The following is an 18377-nucleotide window of genomic DNA, read 5'->3' as shown; positions in this document are numbered from 1 at the left end:
CAAACCGTCGCTTGCGTACATTTAGTACGCGGCGCTCCTCTTTCGGGGCAATCTCGGGCACTTGGAAAACCCTTAATGGGATGTTGTTCTATCCCATTAAGCCGATCGGTCGCCTGACCGTATCGTCAAAATAATCTCTGCAAAAGACGGCTGCTCCGTTTGGAGGGCCGTCTTTTTGGTATAAGAGGACGGAATGACTAACACGAAAGGTATGACCATGCCCCAGATTGATGATGCCGAGCTGTTTGGCAATGCCGAGGATCAGCGTGCGTACGAGGACTTTTGCGCCAATCAGGAGGCGGTCGAGAAGTTTACGCTCGACAAGCCCGCGCTTGTCTGCCGTTGGCGCATGTCCAACAAAAAGGTGCCCATGCTCAACCGCCACATTCGCGCGCTGTCCGAGCGCCTGGTGCAGGGCGAGCCGCTTACCCACAACATGCTCAGCTGGGCCAAACAACACGTTGAGTGGTCGCTTGCCGAGGGTGATTACACCGCACACGACGGCGTGCTCATGCTGGTGATCGACATCAACGGCAACGCCGCCATGACGGTGGGCGAGTACGAGCCGCTGGCCGATACGTCGGCCAAGGCGCTACGTGCCCGCTCCGCCGAGGCCCGCTCCGAGGCCGACGAAACCGGCGTGGCGCCCGAGCTGCTCGCCGCCGTCGATAACGGCGAGCTGGCCTTTGTGGCGCCAGCGGACGAGTGTCTGTGCGGCACGGCGACGCTCATTGAGCAGCTGGCCCAGACCAAGGGCATCCCGGTCACGCGCGTGGACATTCCCGCGCAGCTCAAGGGCGCGCTGTTCCTGGTGAGTGACGAGCACGGCGTGGTCCCCGCAACCGAGACGGACGCCGCCGAGGCCGACGCCGCCACGGTCGCCTTCTTCGCCGAAGGCTACGAAAAGCTCCGCGCCCGCCGCTAAATGATTTTTCTGGGACGGGGATTAAAGAATCATTTTGGTCCCCGCCACCGCTGCGAGTGCGAGGCGGACAAAACGCCCCCGCTCGCGAACAGTTCTGTCACCTGGCACCGCGCGAGGCGTGTACCTGCAGCTTTGCGGTCATAATGGGACAAGACAACCAAGAGGGGAGCGGAATCAATGGCGCTGATCTATATCGTTGAGGACGACGAGCCCATTCGTCGTGAGCTTGTCGACATCCTTGCCCGCGCCGGGTTTGAAGTCGAGGCCTGCGAATCGTTTGAGCATGTCTCGCGCGATATTCTCGCCGCCGTGCCCGACCTGGTGCTGCTCGACCTCACGCTTCCCGTCAAGGACGGCCAGCATATCTGCCACGAGGTTCGCCGCGAATCCGAGGTTCCCATCATCGTTCTCACGTCGCGCACGACCGAGATCGACGAGGTTATGGCCATGACGCTCGGCGCGGACGACTTTGTTCCCAAGCCTTACAGCGCCCGTGTGCTTGTGGCGCGCATCAACGCACTGCTGCGTCGCACCGCGGCGTCAGGCGAGCGCAGCACACTTGTCCACAAGGGGCTGGAGCTCGACCTCGCCCGCTCAATGGTCACCAACACGCAAACGGGCACCAGCACCGAGCTCACCAAAAACGAGCTGCGTATCCTCTCGCTGCTTCTGAGCCGCGCGGGCAAGATCGTTTCGCGCTCGGCCATCATGCAGGACCTGTGGGACTCCGACGCCTTCGTGGACGACAATACGCTCACCGTCAACATCAACCGCCTGCGCACCACGCTCGAAAAAATCGGCATCAAGGGGTATTTGACCACGCATCGCGGCCAAGGCTATTCGGTCTAGGGGCCGGCTATGTCGTTTGGCAAGTTCTTTAAAGATGCGCTGCTTCCCGTCGCCGTGTGGACGTGCGGTGTGCTGCTGAGCTGCTTTGTGCTGACGGTTGCCGGTGCACCCGTCTCTATCGTGGTCGTGGCGGTCGGCGTGTCCTTTATCTTTGGTATGCTCGGCATCGTGGTCGAGTACGCGCGTCGCCGCCGTTTTCTGCGTCAGCTGGAGCGCGCGGCCGAGGAGCTCGAGAGCCCCGCATGGGTGCAGGAGATGGTGCAATGCCCGACCTATGCCGAGGGCGAGCTCGAGTACGAGGTCTTGCGCCGGGTGGGCAAAGCCGCTTGCGACGAGGTTGCCGAAGGCCGGCGTCAGACCGATGACTATCGCGACTATATCGAGAGCTGGGTCCACGAGGCCAAACTGCCCCTGGCGGCGGCTCATCTAATTTTGGAAAACCTGGATGGCAGCGAAGACGACCTGTCTCGTGTGGATGACCTGGGCCGTGAGTTGGCTCGCGTGGAGCGCTATATCGACCAGGCGCTGTACTACGCGCGCTCGGAAGTCGTGGAGCGCGACTACCTGATTCGCCGCTGGGATCTCAAGACCTTGGTGACGGGCGCGATTAAGGCCAACGCGCGCGAGCTCATCGCGGCGCACGTGGCCCCGGTGTGCGAGAACCTCGACTTTGAGGTCTTTACCGACGAGAAGTGGCTCGAGTTTATTCTGGGCCAGCTCATTCAGAACAGCATTAAATATGCGCGCGAGGACGGCGCAAAGATCGTGTTTTCGGGCGCGTTGCTGGACGAGGGCCTGGCGAGCGAACGCATCGAGCTCACCGTCGCGGACAACGGCTGCGGCGTGAGCGCGGCCGACCTGCCGCGCGTGTTCGAGAAGGGCTTTACCGGCGATAACGGCCGCACCACCAAGCGCGCAACGGGCATTGGCCTCTACCTGGTGGCGCGTCTGTGCTCCAAGATGGGTATCGATGTCACCGCGGCATCCGAGCCCGGCGAAGGCTTCGTCGTCACGTTTGCCTTCTCGACCAACAAATTCCAATACTTTGAGTAGTCGTCGCGGTGTAACGTCCCGGAGCGTCATTCACGTTAAGACAATTATCCCAAACGGGATAATTCCATCATGATGTGCTATGATTATCCCGTTTGGGATAATCATAGGGGATTAGCATGCAAGACTGGAATGAGCGAACGATTTTTGACCCAGCTGAACTCGGTGCATATTTGCGTGAGCGCCGGAAGAAGCTCGGTTATACCCAACGCGATGTGGCTGATTTCAACCAGTGCAGTTTGCGCTTTGTGAGCGAGCTTGAGCGTGGAAAGGCGGGTGCCAATCTTCGCCAAACCCTTCAAATCGCTAACAGCTTGGGGGTCGATTTGATCCTGAGGGAGAGGGGCGACGGCTCATGGCATTAAAGGTTTATCGTGAGTATCGGGGAACGTTTGAGCTGGTCGGAGAATTTGAGAGGGCCGACCCCGTAAACGAGACGTTTGCATATGATGAGGGATATCTTGAACGCGACGATGCTGCCGCACTCTCAGCTTCTCTTCCCTTGCGACATGAGCCATATGCCAGCAATGAGTTTTCGGCCTTCTTTTCGGGCATGCTTCCCGAGGGCCCGGTTCGGCATGAGCTGTCGATGCGTTTTCAAATCCCCCAGTCAGACTATTTATCGATGCTCGAGCGTTTGGGCGATGAGTGCGTTGGTGCCTTGAGGTTTCTCGGCGATGAGAAATCGAGCTACGATCCGGGCTATCGTCCTCTGCAAGACGAGGATTTTGAGGCACTTTCTAAGGCGGAAGTGTTTGAGATTGCAAATGATATGCAGGATTCGAGGCTGTCGTTGGCGGGCGCTCAGTCTAAAACCGGTTGGTTTTTACCGCGCGGTAAAGATGCAAAAAAGGCCGGGTCGGGGGATTGGATGCTGCCGCTCGGCTCTGCCCCCTCGACTCACATAGTCAAGATTGCTTCAACTAAACATCCGGATTTGCCGTTCAACGAATTAATTTGCATGACGGCAGCGTCTGCTGCTGGGCTTGAAATTGCCCGTTCAGAAGCTTCGGATACGATTCCTGGTGCGTTCTTTTCCGAGCGTTATGACAGAATCTGGAGCAATGAGCCGCCGTCGATGAGCGGATTCGATGTGCCTCTGAGGCTGCATCAGGAGGATTTTTGCCAAGCGGTTGGCTGGCCTTCGTATATGAAATACGAGACACGTCCCGATAGCTGCTATATGGCTCTTTGCGGCCGATTGATAAGAGAGCAATCGTCTAACGTAATTGCTGATACTCAAATGTTCGCTCGTCAGGTAATGGTCGATTATGCGTTGGGGAATTGCGACTCGCATCTCAAGAACCATTCGTTTCTTTATAGTCCGAGTTGGCGGGAAAAGAGGTTGGCCCCTGCATACGATATTGTTTGCACGACGATAATGGGATACGACCATAATCTTGGGATTGATATTGGGGATCACCGGGTGATCGATGGGGTGACTCCTGAAGATTTCGAATTCATGTCTCAAGATTTGCATCTGCCACTCAAGATGATCAAGAACATCGCGGCGGAAGTGGCTGAAGAGGTGTCTGCCCAGCTTGCAGAACTTGCCTCTGCAACCGGAGATTTGGGTCGGGTCGCTCTGAAAATTCAGACGGATTCCGTTGAGAGAATGAGGGTTCTGGAGCAATTCTCAGCCTAAAGCAAAGCGGGGCCACCGTAATGGTGGTCCCGCTCTTGGAAGACTTGGGCACGTGGGCTTGCGCTCCGCGATGCGTTAGGCGTACGTTTGCTACTTCACGACCAAGATGTCGCAGTCCGTATTGCGCAGCAGGAACGTCGAAATCGAACCCAGCAGCGCATACTTGATCGAGGACAGGCCGCGGGCGCCGCAGAGCACCAGGTCGGGCTTAACCACGTCGAGCATCTCGTCCTTGAGCGTCTCGCGAATACGGCCGGCGCGAATCATGACCTCGACCTCGGGAATATCGGGATTGGCCTTGGCCTCTTCGAGCTGCTTGGCGATGGAGTTCTTAAATGCCTCCTCTAGGCCGTTGACCAGATCGACCGGATAGGAACCGGCGCTCTCGAGCGCCGTGGAATCGATAACGTGGCCGATGATTAGCTTGGCGCCGTTGTTCGCGGCGACCTTGATGGCGCGTGCGAGCACAAAATCCTGCTGCTCAGTACCGTCGAGTGAAACAAATACCTTGGTGTAGCCCTCGTTCATGGTTTCCTCCTTGGTCTATCGCACGGGCGCGGGGCTCGTGCATCGGGCGGGCGCGGGCGCGTTGGCCGCCGGACACTTTATCTTGTTGCAGTTATACCCAAGGATTTGGGTTTGACCGCTCGCAATTCTGTGAACGGGCGAGTTTTTTGGTAAGGGTAGGCGTAGACGCGCCCGAACGGTTGATAATGGGACATCGCCCGCACCGTCCGCAGAACAATATCGGCGGGTGTCTAACGAGGGGGTCCCTTTGGATATTATCGAGCTTCTAAAATCTGCCTTCATGGGCCTGGTCGAGGGCATCACCGAATGGCTGCCTGTTTCGTCGACCGGTCACATGATCTTGGTGGACGAGTTCGTCAAGATGAACGTGAGCGAGACGTTCTGGAATATGTTCCTGGTCGTGATTCAGCTCGGCGCCATTCTGGCCGTCTGTGTGCTGTTCTTCCATGAGCTCAACCCGTTTTCTCCCAGCAAGGGCAAGGAAGGCCGTCGCGACACCTGGGTGCTGTGGGGCAAGATTGTGCTCGGTTGCATTCCCGCCGCGGCGATCGGTCTGCCGCTTAACGACTGGATGGAGGAGCATTTCTATAATGCTCCCGTCGTGGCGCTGGCGCTCATTGTGTACGGCGTGCTGTTTATCGTGATCGAGAACTGGCGCGCGAACAAGCGCGACCAGGCCGCTCTTGCCGGTTCGTTTGGTTCGCGTGCCGTGGTGGCGGGCGGACGACCCGCTGGTGCGCATTTTGCCGCGCCCGCTGCGACTGCCGCTGCAGACGATGACGATAATCTGGACTTTGGCTCCATCGCCACGCTCGAGGACCTGAGCTGGAAGACTGCGCTGGGTATCGGCTGCTTCCAGGTGCTTTCGCTGGTGCCTGGTACGTCTCGCTCCGGTTCTACCATCATCGGCGGCCTGCTTTTGGGCTGTACGCGTTCGGTGGCGTCCAAGTTTACGTTCTTCCTGGCCATCCCTGTCATGTTTGGCGCGAGTGCACTCAAGCTGGTCAAATACTTCATCAAGGGCGGCACGTTCGGCGCCAACGAGGTCGCTATCTTGGGCGTGGGCTGCGTTGTGGCCTTTGTGGTTTCGCTCATCGCCATCAAGTGGCTCATGGGCTTCGTCCGCCGTCACGACTTCAAGTGCTTCGGTGTTTACCGCATCATCCTGGGCGTCGTAGTGCTCGCATACTTCTTCGTTCTGGAGCCTATGCTCGGCCTGTAACTTGGTTGACGCTGCGCGGCGGCCAGAGCGACAACTTGTCATTCAAAGAGGGCGGCATGACCAAAAGGTCTATGCCGCCCTCTTTTCATGCCAATTTGTTCGCTCTGGCCGCCGCTCGCTGCTGCTACCGTGACATCGGTGGCTCTGTGATTGGCGCAATGGGGTCAGGTTACTTTGCACCAGCTTGGTGCAGACAAATCTGACCCCATTGCGCCAAATCCGCTGGGGCGGGCCCGATGGTGGCGGACGGAGTCGTGGTGTGATTTGCGTCGGTGTCCGCGCGGCTCGGTATACTGGTACGGCTCAAACTATGGCGCTGCCCGCAGGCGCGCCGTCCGTCAGATGAGGAGTCGCCCATGACCCAGCCCCTGCCCTGGGAAAAGAATGTCGCGGTACCTGTGCCGCCCGCGCCGGAACCCGTGCCGCTCGATGCATACACCGCCCCTGCTGCGCCGGAGCCCGAGCTCGTTCCGCTCGACATCTACGACGCTCCCGCGCCGGCGCCCAAGCCCGCCAAGCCGCTCGTCGACATCGACAGCCTTAATCCCGCTCAGCGCGAGGCGGTCCTGACCACCGAGGGCCCGCTGCTGGTCCTTGCCGGCGCCGGCTCGGGCAAGACCCGCGTCTTGACCTTCCGTATCGCACATATGCTCGGCGACCTGGGCGTTAAGCCCTGGCAGATCCTTGCCATCACGTTTACCAACAAGGCCGCGGCCGAGATGCGTGAGCGTCTGGCGGCACTCATTCCCAGCGGCACCCGTGGCATGTGGGTATGCACCTTCCATGCCATGTGCGTGCGTATGCTGCGCGAGGACGCCGACCTGCTGGGATACACCGGTCAGTTCACCATCTACGATGACGATGACTCAAAGCGCATGGTGCGCGACATTATGCAGGCGCTCGGTATCGAGCAAAAGCAGTTCCCCATCAACATGATCCGCAGCAAGATCAGCTCGGCCAAAAACGCCATGATCGGCCCCGAGGACATGCTCAAATCCGCCGACAGCCCCAATGACAAAAAGGCCGCGCAGGTCTACCTGGAGCTGGAACGCCGCCTGCGCGCCGCCAACGCGATGGACTTCGACGACCTGCTCGTGCGCACGCTCGAGCTGCTGCGCACCCGCCCCGAGGTGCTCGACAAGTACCAGGAGCGCTTCCGCTACATTAGCGTCGACGAGTATCAGGACACCAACCACGTCCAGTACGAGATCGCCAACCTGCTGGCCGCCAAGTACCAAAACCTCATGGTCGTGGGCGACGACGACCAGTCCATTTATAGCTGGCGTGGCGCCGACATCACCAATATCCTGGACTTTGAGAAGGACTTTAAAAACTGCAAGACCGTCAAGCTAGAGCAGAACTACCGCTCCACGGGTCATATCCTGAGCGCCGCCAACGCCGTGGTGCGTCACAACTCGCAGCGCAAGGAGAAGCGCCTGTTTACGGCCGAGGGCGACGGCGAGAAGATCCAGGCCTTCCAGGCAAGCGATGAGCGCGACGAGGGCCGCTGGATTGCCGGCGAGATCGAAAAGCTGCACTCCAAGGGCACGAGCTACGACGATATTGCTGTGTTCTACCGCACCAACGCCCAGTCGCGTATCCTCGAAGATATGTTCCTGCGCGCAGGCGTGCCCTACAAGATTGTGGGCGGCACGCGATTCTTCGATCGTGCCGAGATCCGCGACGTCATGGCCTACCTCAAGATGATCGTGAACCCGGCAGACGAGATGAGCGTCAAGCGCGTCATCAACACGCCGCGCCGCGGCATCGGCTCCACCTCGATCCAAAAGATTGAGCAGCTGGCGCGCGACAACCGTTGCTCGTTCTTCCAGGCTTGCGAGATCGCGTGCGCCGAAACCGGCATGTTTAGCGCCAAGGTGCGCAATGGCCTGTCGAGCTTTGTGTCGCTGGTGCGCGAGGGTCGCCGCATGGACGGCGAGCTCAAGGACGTTGTCGAGATGATCGTCGATAAGACGGGCCTGCTGCAGGCTTTCCGCGCCGAGGGCACCATGGAGTCCGAGAGCCGCGCCGAGAACATCCAGGAATTCCTGGGTGTCGCTGCCGAATTTGAGGAGACGCATGAGGATATCGAAGGTACGCTCGAGAGCTTGGAAGAGCTGCGCGCTGCCGGTGTTGCCGATGTGCCTGTCAGCGCCGAGCCCGAGCCCGTCGTGGTGAGCGCGCCTGCGCCCGAACCGGGGCCGTCTGCCCCGGTATCCTCGTTTGAGGCGCTCGTTGGTGCGCGTGACGCCGCGGGCTCCAATCCGCTCGATAGCTTGGCCGCTCCGGCGCTGTCTCCGCAGGATGCCCTGGCCGCCGCCATCGCGGGCAACGCGTATGCCGTGCCAACAGAGTTGCCGGCGGGTGCCGTGCATGCCGACGAGATCGAGCGCACCTACGGTCCGCTCACCTGTAAGGCGCTGCCGGCGCTCATGGAGTGGCTGGCCTTGCGCTCCGACTTGGATTCCCTGGCCGGCGAGACGCATGCCATCACCATGATGACCATCCACTCCGCCAAGGGCCTGGAGTTCCCGGCGGTGTTCGTGGCCGGCATGGAGGAGGGTATCTTCCCGCACGTGCACGACTTTGGCGGCGGCGATGACCCGGGCAAGCTCGAGGAGGAGCGTCGCCTGGCCTACGTCGCCATCACGCGCGCCCGTAAGCGCCTGTTCTTGACCTATGCGGCCACGCGTCGCACCTACGGCTCGACCTCTGCCAACCCGCGCTCGCGCTTCCTCAACGAGATTCCGTTTGAGGATATCGAGTTTAGCGGTATCGGTTCTGCCGGTTTTGAGGGCACGGGCTGGGAGAAGCGCGGCGACCGTCACGGCACCTTTGGCTCGGGCATGGGCTCGGATATGTATGGCGGCAAGGTGTTCGGCTCGCATACGCGCTCGACCGGCGGTTCCGGTTCGCGCGGCGGATCGAGCTTTGACGATTTCTTTGGCGGTAGCAGCTACGGGACCGAACGCCATCGTGGGGTCTCGCCCGATGCCGGCCGTGTTGCCTCGACCTTTGGCTCGGGCGCGCCGCGAGCCAAAAAGCCGTCGTCCAAGGTGTCCCCGACGGTGGAGCGCAAGGTCGATCGCGCCAGCGCATCGCAGGACTTTGCCGCGGGCGATACCGTGAGCCACAAGACCTTTGGCACGGGTACCGTGATCTCGGTCGCCGGAGACATGATCGAGGTTCAATTCGAAAAGACCGGCCAGACCAAAAAGCTTATGAAAGGTTTTGCACCGATCGTCAAGCTGTCGTAATCCCGGCGGACCTGGTCGGGCGTATAGGGCAACATCGCCTGCTCGGGCAGTCCTGCGCAAGACGGAGGCCACATTAAGTGGCCTCCTTTGCGTGCGGAACTCGCGACCGATGTTGCCCTATACGCCCGCCCAGGTCCTTGGGTAACGTTGCTGGACGAACGTCGCTTTGCTGGTTCGCTTTTTGATCTGGAGAACCGGGTGGGCTGAATACTTAGACATGGCAAGGGGCTCCCCCGTTAAAGAACGGGGGAGCCCCTTGTTGCGTTTTAAATGGTGCGCTTGGCTTTGATGATTGATGATTTTATACGATTCAGTATAATTTCAGTTAGATACTTAAATGTAACTGAAATGAAAACGGTGAGTGGACATGCTGCTAAATTGTCTCCCAAAAAGGCTCTTCTCTTTAGAGCTCGCCATCGACTCGGAGCCAGTTGAGATGCAGATTCCTCGCATGTATCTCGAGCGGTATTCGCTTCGCTTAGCGCGGCTCGGCATGTCTGAGCAAGGCCGTTTTATTGTTGCGGAACCAAAAGAACCGCCCAGTGTCATTTCGGCGCGAAATTTCGTCAATGCAGTGCGTAAGATAGATGCTCGCCCGGTGGCAATTTGCTGGGATGCTATGGATTTAGGCTTTATGCGCGCGCTTTCTTCGGAGGGGATCGCATATATCCGAGATGAGCGAAATGCGTTTCTGCCGTTTATCGGAGCCGTTATTTCCGATGAGGTGCTGGGTGCTTCTCCTGCTGCTTCGCTTTCGCCCCAATCTCAACGAATCGTTCTAAATCTCATCGCGGGACGATGGGTTGACTGCTCCGCCGGCGACCTAGCTCGTCTGTGTGGCAAAAGCGCGGCAAGCGTCAGCGGCTATCTTTCGGAAATCGCCGCTATAGCTCCTGGGTTGATTATGCGGGACGGCAAAAAGCGTATATTGTGCGACGCCGGGCTGTCGACCGAGACGTTGCTGGATGGATTTGAGGACTATCTTCGCACACCCGTTTTAGAGCGAATCCGGCTCAAGAAGGTTATCGAGAGAACAGAGCTACGCGCCGTTGATGCGCTGCTTTCCGGTGTGTCTGCCCTTAGCTATATGTCCGACCTTGCTCATAATGATTCTGTCCCAACCGTTGCTCTCGAAAAGTATCAGGTAGATGCCTTAAGAGAGCACATGGGCGACAGATGGTTGGAGGCCCAGTGGTACGAACCGGCCGCTATCGAGATTGAGATCTGGTCGTATCCCGTGGACGCGCCGTCCGATGTTAGTTTTGATACGACAGGTTTGCAATGTGTCGACCCGTTCTCCTTATACGTTGCCTGCGCAAAAGCGGATTACAAAGATGACCGTCTGCTCGATGCGGTCGAACAACTCAGGAGGACGATATGCCAAAAGTGAGGGGAATAGAGCGATTTGCCGACGCCATGAGCAGCTGCAAAGGTGGTTACGTCCTTATTGGTGGAGGGGCCTGCAGCGTTCTATTTGACAGCGAAGGTGATTCATTCAGGGCTACCGAAGATTTGGATGTCGTCGTAATTGTTGATGGGGAAGGCGTTGAATTTGCCACTGCATTGTGGGCATTTATCAAAGCAGCTGGATACGAGGTTGGAAAGGTCGGCGATGGAAAGTGCACTTACTATCGGTTCTGTTTGCCCAAAGGATCAAGGCGAGCCCTAGACTATCCCGGTCAAATCGAGTTGTTTGCCCGACATCCTGATTTTGTGCTCGAAGACGAAATGAGCGAGGTAGCTCCTCTTTCCTTTGACGGGGCGATATCGAGTCTTTCCGCCATTATTCTCGACGATGGCTACTACGAATTTATTCGCGACAACGCAACGAACGTAGAGGGCATCACGTTGCTCGATGCGCTCCATATCATCCCCCTCAAGATGCGTGCGCACATTGATATCAACAGGAGCTATGAAGAAGGGCGTCATTGCAACGATATAGATCGGCGGAAGCATCGTTCAGATGTTGCTCGACTTGCCGGTTTGTTGTCGTCCTCAGCGCGTTTGGAGCTAACGGGGCAAATGAGGGTTGATGCGGAGGATTTTCTTACGGACTTTGCTTCGTATGTAAATCGGCAGACCAACCGTAAGGAAAGGGCGCGGCTTCAGGACACGTTATCGTTTCTCGAAAGAGTGTATTTGTAGGCATCTTGATTCGTAATGTATGGCAGGGGCTCTTCCGTTGATGAACGGAAGAGCCCCTTGTTGCTTTTTGATTGTCGTAACTAGTCAGAGGTTCGCCGGGACGGGGCGCGGGATTTGGTCGATTGCGAGTTCTGCACGAGCCGGAGAGCACTTAATGTGCTCTCCGTTCGAGCGGGACTGTCCGAGCAGGCGATCAAACCCCGCGCCCCGTCCCGGCGAGCGCTTGGGGACCGGTGACCTACAGGTGGCTGACAATCAGTTCCATATTGCCCTCGAGCTCAATCTTGTCCACGGTGCTCGGAGCTAGCAGGTGGCTTCCCTTGTGGACGGGGTCGCCGCAGACGGTGCCTTCGCCGTCGATGACCGACAGGCACATGAAGGGCCAGCGCTGGTCGAGGGTCTTGCTGCCGTCGACACGCACGCGATCGACGGTGTAGCAGGAGTTAGACTCGAGCTCGGTCACGCCGTCCACCTCGGGCGCGGTCACCGTGCCGTCGGTCGGAGCCTGAGCATCAAAGTCGATGCAGTCGAGGCTCTGCTCAATGTGCAGGGGACGCAGCTTGCCGTCGGTGCCAGGGCGGTCGTAGTCATACAGGCGATACGTCACGTCGCTCGACTGCTGCGTCTCCAAAATGAGCGTGCCGGTCTTGATGGCATGCACAGTGCCGGAATCAATCTGGAAAAAGTCGCCCTTGTGGATCGGCAGCACGTTGAGCATGTCGTCCCAGCGGCCGTCCTCGATCATCTGTGCGGCCTCGGCGCGGTCATGCGCGCGCTGGCCGACGATAATCGTGGAGCCGGGCTCGCAGTCCAGCACATACCAGCACTCGGTTTTGCCCAGGCTGCCGTTCTCGTGCTCGGCGGCGTACTCGTCGTTGGGGTGAATCTGGATCGAAAGGTCGTCCTTGGCGTCCAGAATCTTAACGAGTAGCGGGAACTCCTTGCCCTCGCAGTTGCCAAAGAGCTCGCGATGCTCGGCCCACAGCCACGACAGCGTGTGACCGGCATACGGGCCCTCCGCAATCTGGCAGTCGCCATTGGGGTGGGCCGAGATGGCCCAGCACTCACCGATGGGACCCTTGGGAATGTCGTAACCAAATACGGTTTCGAGCTGGCGGCCGCCCCAGATCTTCTCGTGAAAGATCGGCGTCAGTTTAATCAAATCGGACATGTTCATACCCCCATTGTGTTGCGCGGACGCTGCACGAAACAGCTCAAAGCGAGCGCCCGGATGACTACAAAAACCTATGCCAACGTTACGTTGTGCAACTCAAAGCGGTCGCCAACGTTGCGCGAGACCGAATACTCAAAGGCGGCGCCGCTGTCCAAAAAGCCAATCTGGGTGAGCTCGAGCAGGGGAGAGCCAAGTTTGGTGTCCAGACGCTTGGCTTCTTCCTCGGTTGCTGCCACGGCGCGAATGGTACGGTGGAAGCTCGATATCTTCAGCCCACATTGCTCGCGGATGAAGTGGTAGACCGATCCGTACAGGTCCTTCTTTTTAAGGCCTGGAATCAGCTCGAGGGGCATGTAGGTGTACTCGATAACGATGGGCTTCTCATCGGCCTGACGCACGCGCACGATGTGATAGGCAAAGTCATCCTCGGCAATTCCCAGCTGGGCTGCGATGTCCGCTGGTGGATTAACAATCGAGAAATCGTAGACCACCGAGGTCACCTTCTCCCCGCGGTGCTCATACGAAAAACCCTGGGCACGGTCGTTTTTGCCCTGGAAAAACGCCTGGCCGGGAAGTCCCGCCGTGTCCTTAATGTAGGTACCCGATCCACGACGGCTGGTAATAAGACCTTCCTCGGTGATTTGCTCGATAGCTCGTTTGACGGTGATTTTGGAAACGCTATAGAGCTCACAGAACTCAACGACGGTGGGAAGCTTGTCGCCCGGTTTAAGAGCGCCATCCTCGATACTTCGACGAATATCTGCAGCTATCGCCTCGTATTTGGGAATCATGGAACCTCCTTTCCGACATATATGAATACAAAAAGTAAGTATAACCCTCAACAGGGCATCCATATTACTTTTATCTAAGAAGTTCGAGAAAGAAAAAAGAAAAAGACGCTTTACTTTTAAAATTAGAGCGCTATAGTTTAAGCAACGAACGGAATCCTTCCGCACAACAGGATCGACCGTTTGGGGACGGTTTTGTTTTGGCGGGTTGGATATCGGTATAACCGGTGCGCGCCCGCGCCGGATAACCTGCCAAAGCAAACCCGTCTCCAACCGTAAGCTCTAGAACACGAAAGCGAGGACTTTGATGGCACAGTATCAGCTGCCTAACGACTTCTTCTTTGGCGCTGCTATGTCCGGCCCGCAGACTGAGGGTCAGTGGAACCAGGGCGGCAAGCTCGAGAACCTGTGGGACACCTGGTCCATCCAGGATCTGGGTTCGTTCTACAACTGCGTTGGCTCTTATGCCGGCAACGACTTTATGGCCAAGTACCAGGAAGACTTTCGCATTTTGAAGGACTTGGGCCTGGATACCTATCGCACTTCCATCCAGTGGAGCCGTCTGCTCGATGCCGACGGCAACCTCAACGAGGAGGGCGCTGCGTGGTATCACGAGCTGTTCTGCGCCTCTCGCGAGGCCGGCCTGGAGCCGTTTGTCAACTTGTACCACTTTGACATGCCCACCTACCTCTTTAACCGTGGCGGCTGGGAGAGCCGTGAGGTCGTCGAGGCTTACGCGCATTACGCCGACGTCGCCTTCCACGAGTTTGGCCAGGAGATTAAGTACTGGTTCACCTTTAACGAGCCCATCGTCGAGCCCGAACAGCGCTATCAGGAGGGTGTGTGGTTCCCGCAGCTCCACGACTATGGTCGCGCCCGCACCGTGCAGTATCACATCTCGCTGGCGCACGCGCTGGCCGTGGCCAACTACCGTCGCGCCTATGACGAGGGCGCCGTTCGCGCCGATGCCAAAATCGGCATGATCAACTGCTTTACCCCGGTCTACACCAAGGAGAACCCCAGCGAGGCGGACCTTGAGGCCGTGCGTATGACCAGCGGCATCAACAATCGCTGGTGGCTCGACCTTATTACCAAGGGCGAGCTTCCTGCCGACGTGCTCGACAGCCTGGCCGAGGGCGGCGTTAAGCTCCCGTTCCGTGCCGGCGACCAAGAGATTCTCAAGCAGGGTGTTGTCGACTGGCTCGGCTGCAACTACTACCACCCCACGCGCGTTCAGGCGCCGGCGAGCAAGATTGACCAGTACGGCCTGCCGCACTTTGCCGACGAGTACGTGTGGCCCGACGCCGTTATGAACGAGAGCCGCGGCTGGGAAATCTACCCGCAGGGCCTCTACGACTTTGGCATGAACTGCGCCAAGAACTACCCCGATCTTGAGTGGTTCGTTTCCGAGAACGGCATCGGCATCATGGACGAATACAAGAACCGTGACGCCGAAGGAACCATCCAGGATGACTACCGTGTCGACTTTGTACGCCAGCACCTGGAGTGGGTTGCCAAGGCAATTGCCGAGGGCGCCAAGTGCCGCGGATACCATTATTGGGCCGTCATCGATAACTGGTCTTGGGCCAATGCCTTTAAGAATCGTTACGGCTTTGTCGAGGTCGACCTTATGGACGGCTATAAGCGCCGCCTTAAGAAGTCGGCGGCTTGGCTCAAACAGGTCGCCACGACCCACGTGGTTGATTAGCGACCGGGCGAACGCCCAGACCGCGCGCCGCCGCGCGCAACACATGGCACATCTGGTGGCAGAGGGCGACAGACCACCGTGCGCATAGGAAAAGGCCGGATTTGAAAGTTAGGAGCAATCATGGCCAGTGACAACGGAAAGAGCTTCCTCGACAAGTTTGCCGAGGTCTCTGCGAAGGTGGGAAACCAGGTTCACCTGCGTTCCCTGCGCGACGCCTTCGCGACCATCACGCCGCTCTATATCCTTGCGGGTATCGCGGTTCTTATTAACAACGTCGTGTTCCCTCTGTTCCCGCTCGATGCGGCGGGCCTTGCCAACCTTCAGACGTGGGGTTCGGCAATTACGCTGGGCACCCTCAACGTCTCTGCCATTATCTTGGCCGGATTGATTGGCTACAGCCTCGCTAAGAACAAGCGTTTCGATAACCCGCTCGCTTGCGTGGTCGTCGCTATCTCTGCCTTCGTCATCATGATGCCGCAGCAGATCACCGCCACGCTTGCCGCCACGAGCCCGCTGCTCACCGACAAGATCACCTCCGCCGAGGTCACGGGCGCCCTTTCGACTACCAACACCGGCACCAACGGTCTGTTCTCGGCTATTATCATCGCCCTGCTTTCCGTCTCGCTCTTCATCAAGATTTCTGGCGTCGAGAAGCTCAAGGTTAAGCTGGGCGAGGGCGTGCCTCCAGCGGTCTCCAACTCCTTCAACGTCATGATCCCGATGCTGCTCAACCTCGCGATCTTCGCTCTTGCCGCAGCCCTGCTCGCCGTGTGCGCCGGCACCGATCTGTGCACCATCATCTCAACGTGCATCTCCAACCCGCTCAAGAACATCATGAACGCCGGCCCGTGGGCTGTTATCCTCATCTACACCCTTGCCAACCTGCTGTTCTGCGTCGGTATTCACCAGTCCACCATCTCTGGCGCTACCGTCGAGCCGATCCTGACCATGCTCATCGTCGACAACATGGCTACCTTTGCCGCCGGTGGCACCATTCAGCCCGATCACTACATGAACATGCAGATCGTTAATAGCTTTGCCCTCATCGGCGGCTCGGGCTGCACCCTCATGCTTCTGCTCGACACGCTCCTGTTCTCCAAGAACAAGGCTTCCGAGACCGTTTCCAAGATGGCTATCCTGCCTGGTCTGTTCAACATCAACGAGCCGGTTATCTACGGTTACCCCATCGTGTACAACCTGCCGCTCATGATTCCGTTTGTCCTCCTTCCCGATCTGTTCATCGGCATCACCTATGGCCTTACCTGCGCAGGCATCATCAGCCCTTGCATCGCCCAGGTGCCCTGGACTATGCCTCCCGTCATCAATGCCCTGCTCGCTACGGGCTTTGACTGGCGCGCCGGCGTGTGGCAGGCTCTCGAGATTGTCATTGGCATGGCCGTCTACCTGCCCTTTATGAAGATTTCCGAGAAGGCAATCGCCAAGCAGGAGGCTCTCGCCGAGCAGAACGCCTAACGTTCGTCCCTTTCACCTTTGCGGGCGCCGGTACGCGGTGCCGGTGCCCGCACCTCTCTTTTGCGTAAGGGCGCAGAAAGAGGGCACAATAACCGCAAGGAATACAACCAGTTGTCGTCTGCGCGCCGCGCAGTTATAAGGAGGAAACCATGAAGAAGATCATGCTCTGCTGCAATGCCGGTATGTCTACGAGCCTGCTGGTCCAGAAGATGCAGGCCGAGGTTGCAAACCGTGGCCTGGATATCGAGGTCGAGGCTCGCCCCATGAATGAGGCCCACGATCACCTGGATGAGTGCGACATGTTGCTGCTTGGTCCGCAGATCGGCTACACCAAGGGCGATTTTGAGAAGGAGGCCGCCGGTCGCTTCCCGGTCGAGGTCATCAACATGGTCGACTACGGCCTCATGAACGCTGCGGGCATCATCGACCATTGCGTCAGCGTGATGGGTTAGGTGCAGCATATGGAGGATATGAACGAGCTGCAGATGACCTGCTTCGAGATCATCAGCTACGTCGGTACCGCCAAGAGCATGTACATCAATGCCGTGCAGAAGGCCAAGGAGGGCGATTTTGACGCCGCCGAGGAGCTTATCAAGCAGGGCGACGAGGCCTATAACGGTGGCCACGATGTTCACATGGGGCTTCTGAAGAAAGAGGCCAACGGCGAGCGTAACGGCGAGGCCCCGTTGATTCTGCTGCATGCCGAGGACCAGATGGCCGGCACCGAGACCATGCGCGTCATGGCAACGGAGCTCATCGAGATCCACAAGCAGCTGCAGGCACTTAAGGCCTAGTCGGCGTTATCGCCGCGATGGACCGTGCGGTCCAACAGACAACATAGTCCCTTTGACGGGCGCCGGGAGTCTCCGCCTCACGGCGCCTTTATTTACGGGCTTTAGCCTGTGCGGGGCGCGCAGCGCGCCGCATCAGAAACCACCCGCTATGCGGGTGGGGCCAAACGGCTTTACAAAGCCGCCCCCTCGCCGGACACTTGCGATTGTTCAGGCCGCAAGGAATCCGAGTCGAGAGGGCGGTGGTGGCGTATGGCCCAGAAGGCCTACAGCCTGTCGCACACGAAGTGGATGTGCAAGTACCACGTCGTGTTCACGCCGAAGTATAGGCGCAAAGTCATCTACAACCAAATAAGGTCCGACCTCGGGGAGATCTTCAGGAAGCTCTGCCAGTACAAGGGGATAGAGATCATCGAGGGGCACCTGATGCCCGACCACGTCCGCATGCTGCTGGCGATACCGCCGAAGTACAGCGTATCGAGCGTGATGGGCTGCCTGAAGGGGAAGAGCTCGCTGATGGTATTCGACAAGCACGCGAACATGAAGTACAAGTTCGGCAACGGGAAGTTCTGGGCCGAGGGCTACTACGTGTCCACCGTCGGCCTGAACGAGGCCGCCATTGCGAAGTACATCCGGGAGCAGGAGAAGGCCGACATCGCGATCGACCGGCTGAGCGTCAAGGAGTACGAGGACCCCTTCGATAGGGGGCCGGGGCGTAAATAGCGCCGGTTTGACCGGCCCGTCACGGGTCAATCTGCAGTGCGGCCCGAATCCCGTGAGGGCCGGCGCCTTTAGACGCGTGCCGGAAATCCAAGGGTTATA

The 18377-nt window shown here is 58.5% G+C and carries 17 protein-coding genes; 14 read left to right on the top strand and 3 right to left on the bottom strand.

Annotated elements, in window-relative coordinates; translation table 11 throughout:
* Window positions 1-193: 193 nt before the first annotated feature.
* From LCQ44_RS02180 to LCQ44_RS02160, 5 genes are all read left to right on the top strand, one after another.
* A complete protein-coding gene (locus LCQ44_RS02180; RefSeq protein ID WP_138113375.1) occupies window positions 194-925 on the top strand; it encodes a hypothetical protein in 732 nt (243 codons plus the stop codon).
* A gap of 177 nt (window positions 926-1102) precedes the next feature.
* Window positions 1103-1774 carry a response regulator transcription factor gene (locus tag LCQ44_RS02175; protein WP_138113373.1) on the top strand — a complete coding sequence of 224 codons (672 nt, stop codon included), beginning with the start codon at window positions 1103-1105 and terminating at the stop codon, window positions 1772-1774.
* A 9-nt stretch (window positions 1775-1783) separates the two neighbouring features.
* Window positions 1784-2827 (top strand): sensor histidine kinase, encoded by a 1044-nt coding sequence (locus LCQ44_RS02170; RefSeq protein ID WP_138374528.1) that lies wholly within the window; start codon window positions 1784-1786, stop codon window positions 2825-2827.
* Between the two features lie 116 nt (window positions 2828-2943).
* A complete protein-coding gene (locus tag LCQ44_RS02165) occupies window positions 2944-3189 on the top strand; it encodes a helix-turn-helix domain-containing protein (protein ID WP_138374527.1) in 246 nt (81 codons plus the stop codon).
* Complete coding sequence (locus tag LCQ44_RS02160; RefSeq protein ID WP_138374526.1) at window positions 3180-4469, top strand: HipA domain-containing protein; 1290 nt, start codon at window positions 3180-3182, stop codon at window positions 4467-4469. Before LCQ44_RS02165 ends, LCQ44_RS02160 begins: the two co-directional genes overlap by 10 nt.
* Window positions 4470-4559: 90 nt before the next feature.
* Here the strand turns inward: LCQ44_RS02160 and LCQ44_RS02155 are convergent, their stop codons facing one another.
* Window positions 4560-4997, bottom strand: coding sequence for a universal stress protein (locus LCQ44_RS02155; RefSeq protein ID WP_006235921.1), 438 nt, complete (start codon window positions 4995-4997; stop codon window positions 4560-4562).
* 247 nt (window positions 4998-5244) lie between these two features.
* Here LCQ44_RS02155 and LCQ44_RS02150 point away from each other — a divergent pair, with 247 nt between their 5' ends.
* The 4 genes from LCQ44_RS02150 to LCQ44_RS02135 all read left to right on the top strand — a co-directional run bounded on the left by LCQ44_RS02150 (window position 5245) and on the right by LCQ44_RS02135 (window position 11621).
* Complete coding sequence (locus LCQ44_RS02150) at window positions 5245-6219, top strand: undecaprenyl-diphosphate phosphatase (protein WP_225093953.1); 975 nt, start codon at window positions 5245-5247, stop codon at window positions 6217-6219.
* Window positions 6220-6575: 356 nt separating this feature from the next.
* Entirely contained in the window at window positions 6576-9476 is a 2901-nt protein-coding gene (locus LCQ44_RS02145) for an ATP-dependent helicase (RefSeq protein WP_225093952.1), read from the top strand.
* 361 nt (window positions 9477-9837) lie between these two features.
* Window positions 9838-10866, top strand: coding sequence for a hypothetical protein (locus LCQ44_RS02140; protein ID WP_225093951.1), 1029 nt, complete (start codon window positions 9838-9840; stop codon window positions 10864-10866).
* Window positions 10854-11621 (top strand): hypothetical protein, encoded by a 768-nt coding sequence (locus tag LCQ44_RS02135; RefSeq protein WP_225093950.1) that lies wholly within the window; start codon window positions 10854-10856, stop codon window positions 11619-11621. The genes LCQ44_RS02140 and LCQ44_RS02135 overlap by 13 nt, the downstream gene beginning before the upstream one ends.
* A gap of 238 nt (window positions 11622-11859) precedes the next feature.
* On the opposite strand, the gene LCQ44_RS02130 is transcribed toward LCQ44_RS02135, so the two are convergent.
* Both LCQ44_RS02130 and LCQ44_RS02125 read right to left on the bottom strand, forming a co-directional pair.
* A complete protein-coding gene (locus LCQ44_RS02130; RefSeq protein WP_422110602.1) occupies window positions 11860-12792 on the bottom strand; it encodes a type I phosphomannose isomerase catalytic subunit in 933 nt (310 codons plus the stop codon).
* A gap of 74 nt (window positions 12793-12866) precedes the next feature.
* A complete protein-coding gene (locus tag LCQ44_RS02125) occupies window positions 12867-13586 on the bottom strand; it encodes a GntR family transcriptional regulator (RefSeq protein ID WP_225093948.1) in 720 nt (239 codons plus the stop codon).
* Window positions 13587-13890: 304 nt separating this feature from the next.
* Here LCQ44_RS02125 and LCQ44_RS02120 point away from each other — a divergent pair, with 304 nt between their 5' ends.
* The 5 genes from LCQ44_RS02120 (at window position 13891) to tnpA (ending at window position 18278) form a co-directional block, all read left to right on the top strand.
* Window positions 13891-15291 carry a glycoside hydrolase family 1 protein gene (locus LCQ44_RS02120; protein WP_196025681.1) on the top strand — a complete coding sequence of 467 codons (1401 nt, stop codon included), beginning with the start codon at window positions 13891-13893 and terminating at the stop codon, window positions 15289-15291.
* Window positions 15292-15411: 120 nt separating this feature from the next.
* Window positions 15412-16764 carry a PTS sugar transporter subunit IIC gene (locus LCQ44_RS02115; RefSeq protein WP_196025680.1) on the top strand — a complete coding sequence of 451 codons (1353 nt, stop codon included), beginning with the start codon at window positions 15412-15414 and terminating at the stop codon, window positions 16762-16764.
* Between the two features lie 149 nt (window positions 16765-16913).
* Complete coding sequence (locus tag LCQ44_RS02110; protein WP_225093947.1) at window positions 16914-17216, top strand: PTS sugar transporter subunit IIB; 303 nt, start codon at window positions 16914-16916, stop codon at window positions 17214-17216.
* Window positions 17217-17225: 9 nt separating this feature from the next.
* Window positions 17226-17558 carry a PTS sugar transporter subunit IIA gene (locus LCQ44_RS02105; RefSeq protein ID WP_199411192.1) on the top strand — a complete coding sequence of 111 codons (333 nt, stop codon included), beginning with the start codon at window positions 17226-17228 and terminating at the stop codon, window positions 17556-17558.
* Window positions 17559-17807: 249 nt separating this feature from the next.
* The gene (tnpA, locus tag LCQ44_RS02100) at window positions 17808-18278 is read left to right on the top strand and encodes an IS200/IS605 family transposase (RefSeq protein WP_225093946.1); all 471 of its coding nucleotides are present in this window, start codon (window positions 17808-17810) and stop codon (window positions 18276-18278) included.
* Window positions 18279-18377 lie beyond the last annotated feature (99 nt).

Origin of the sequence: Collinsella aerofaciens, from assembly GCF_020181355.1 — a bacterium.
Classification (GTDB): Bacteria; Actinomycetota; Coriobacteriia; order Coriobacteriales; family Coriobacteriaceae; genus Collinsella.
Note: the sequence above shows the minus strand (reverse complement) of the source record. Positions and strands in the feature narration are given on the sequence as shown.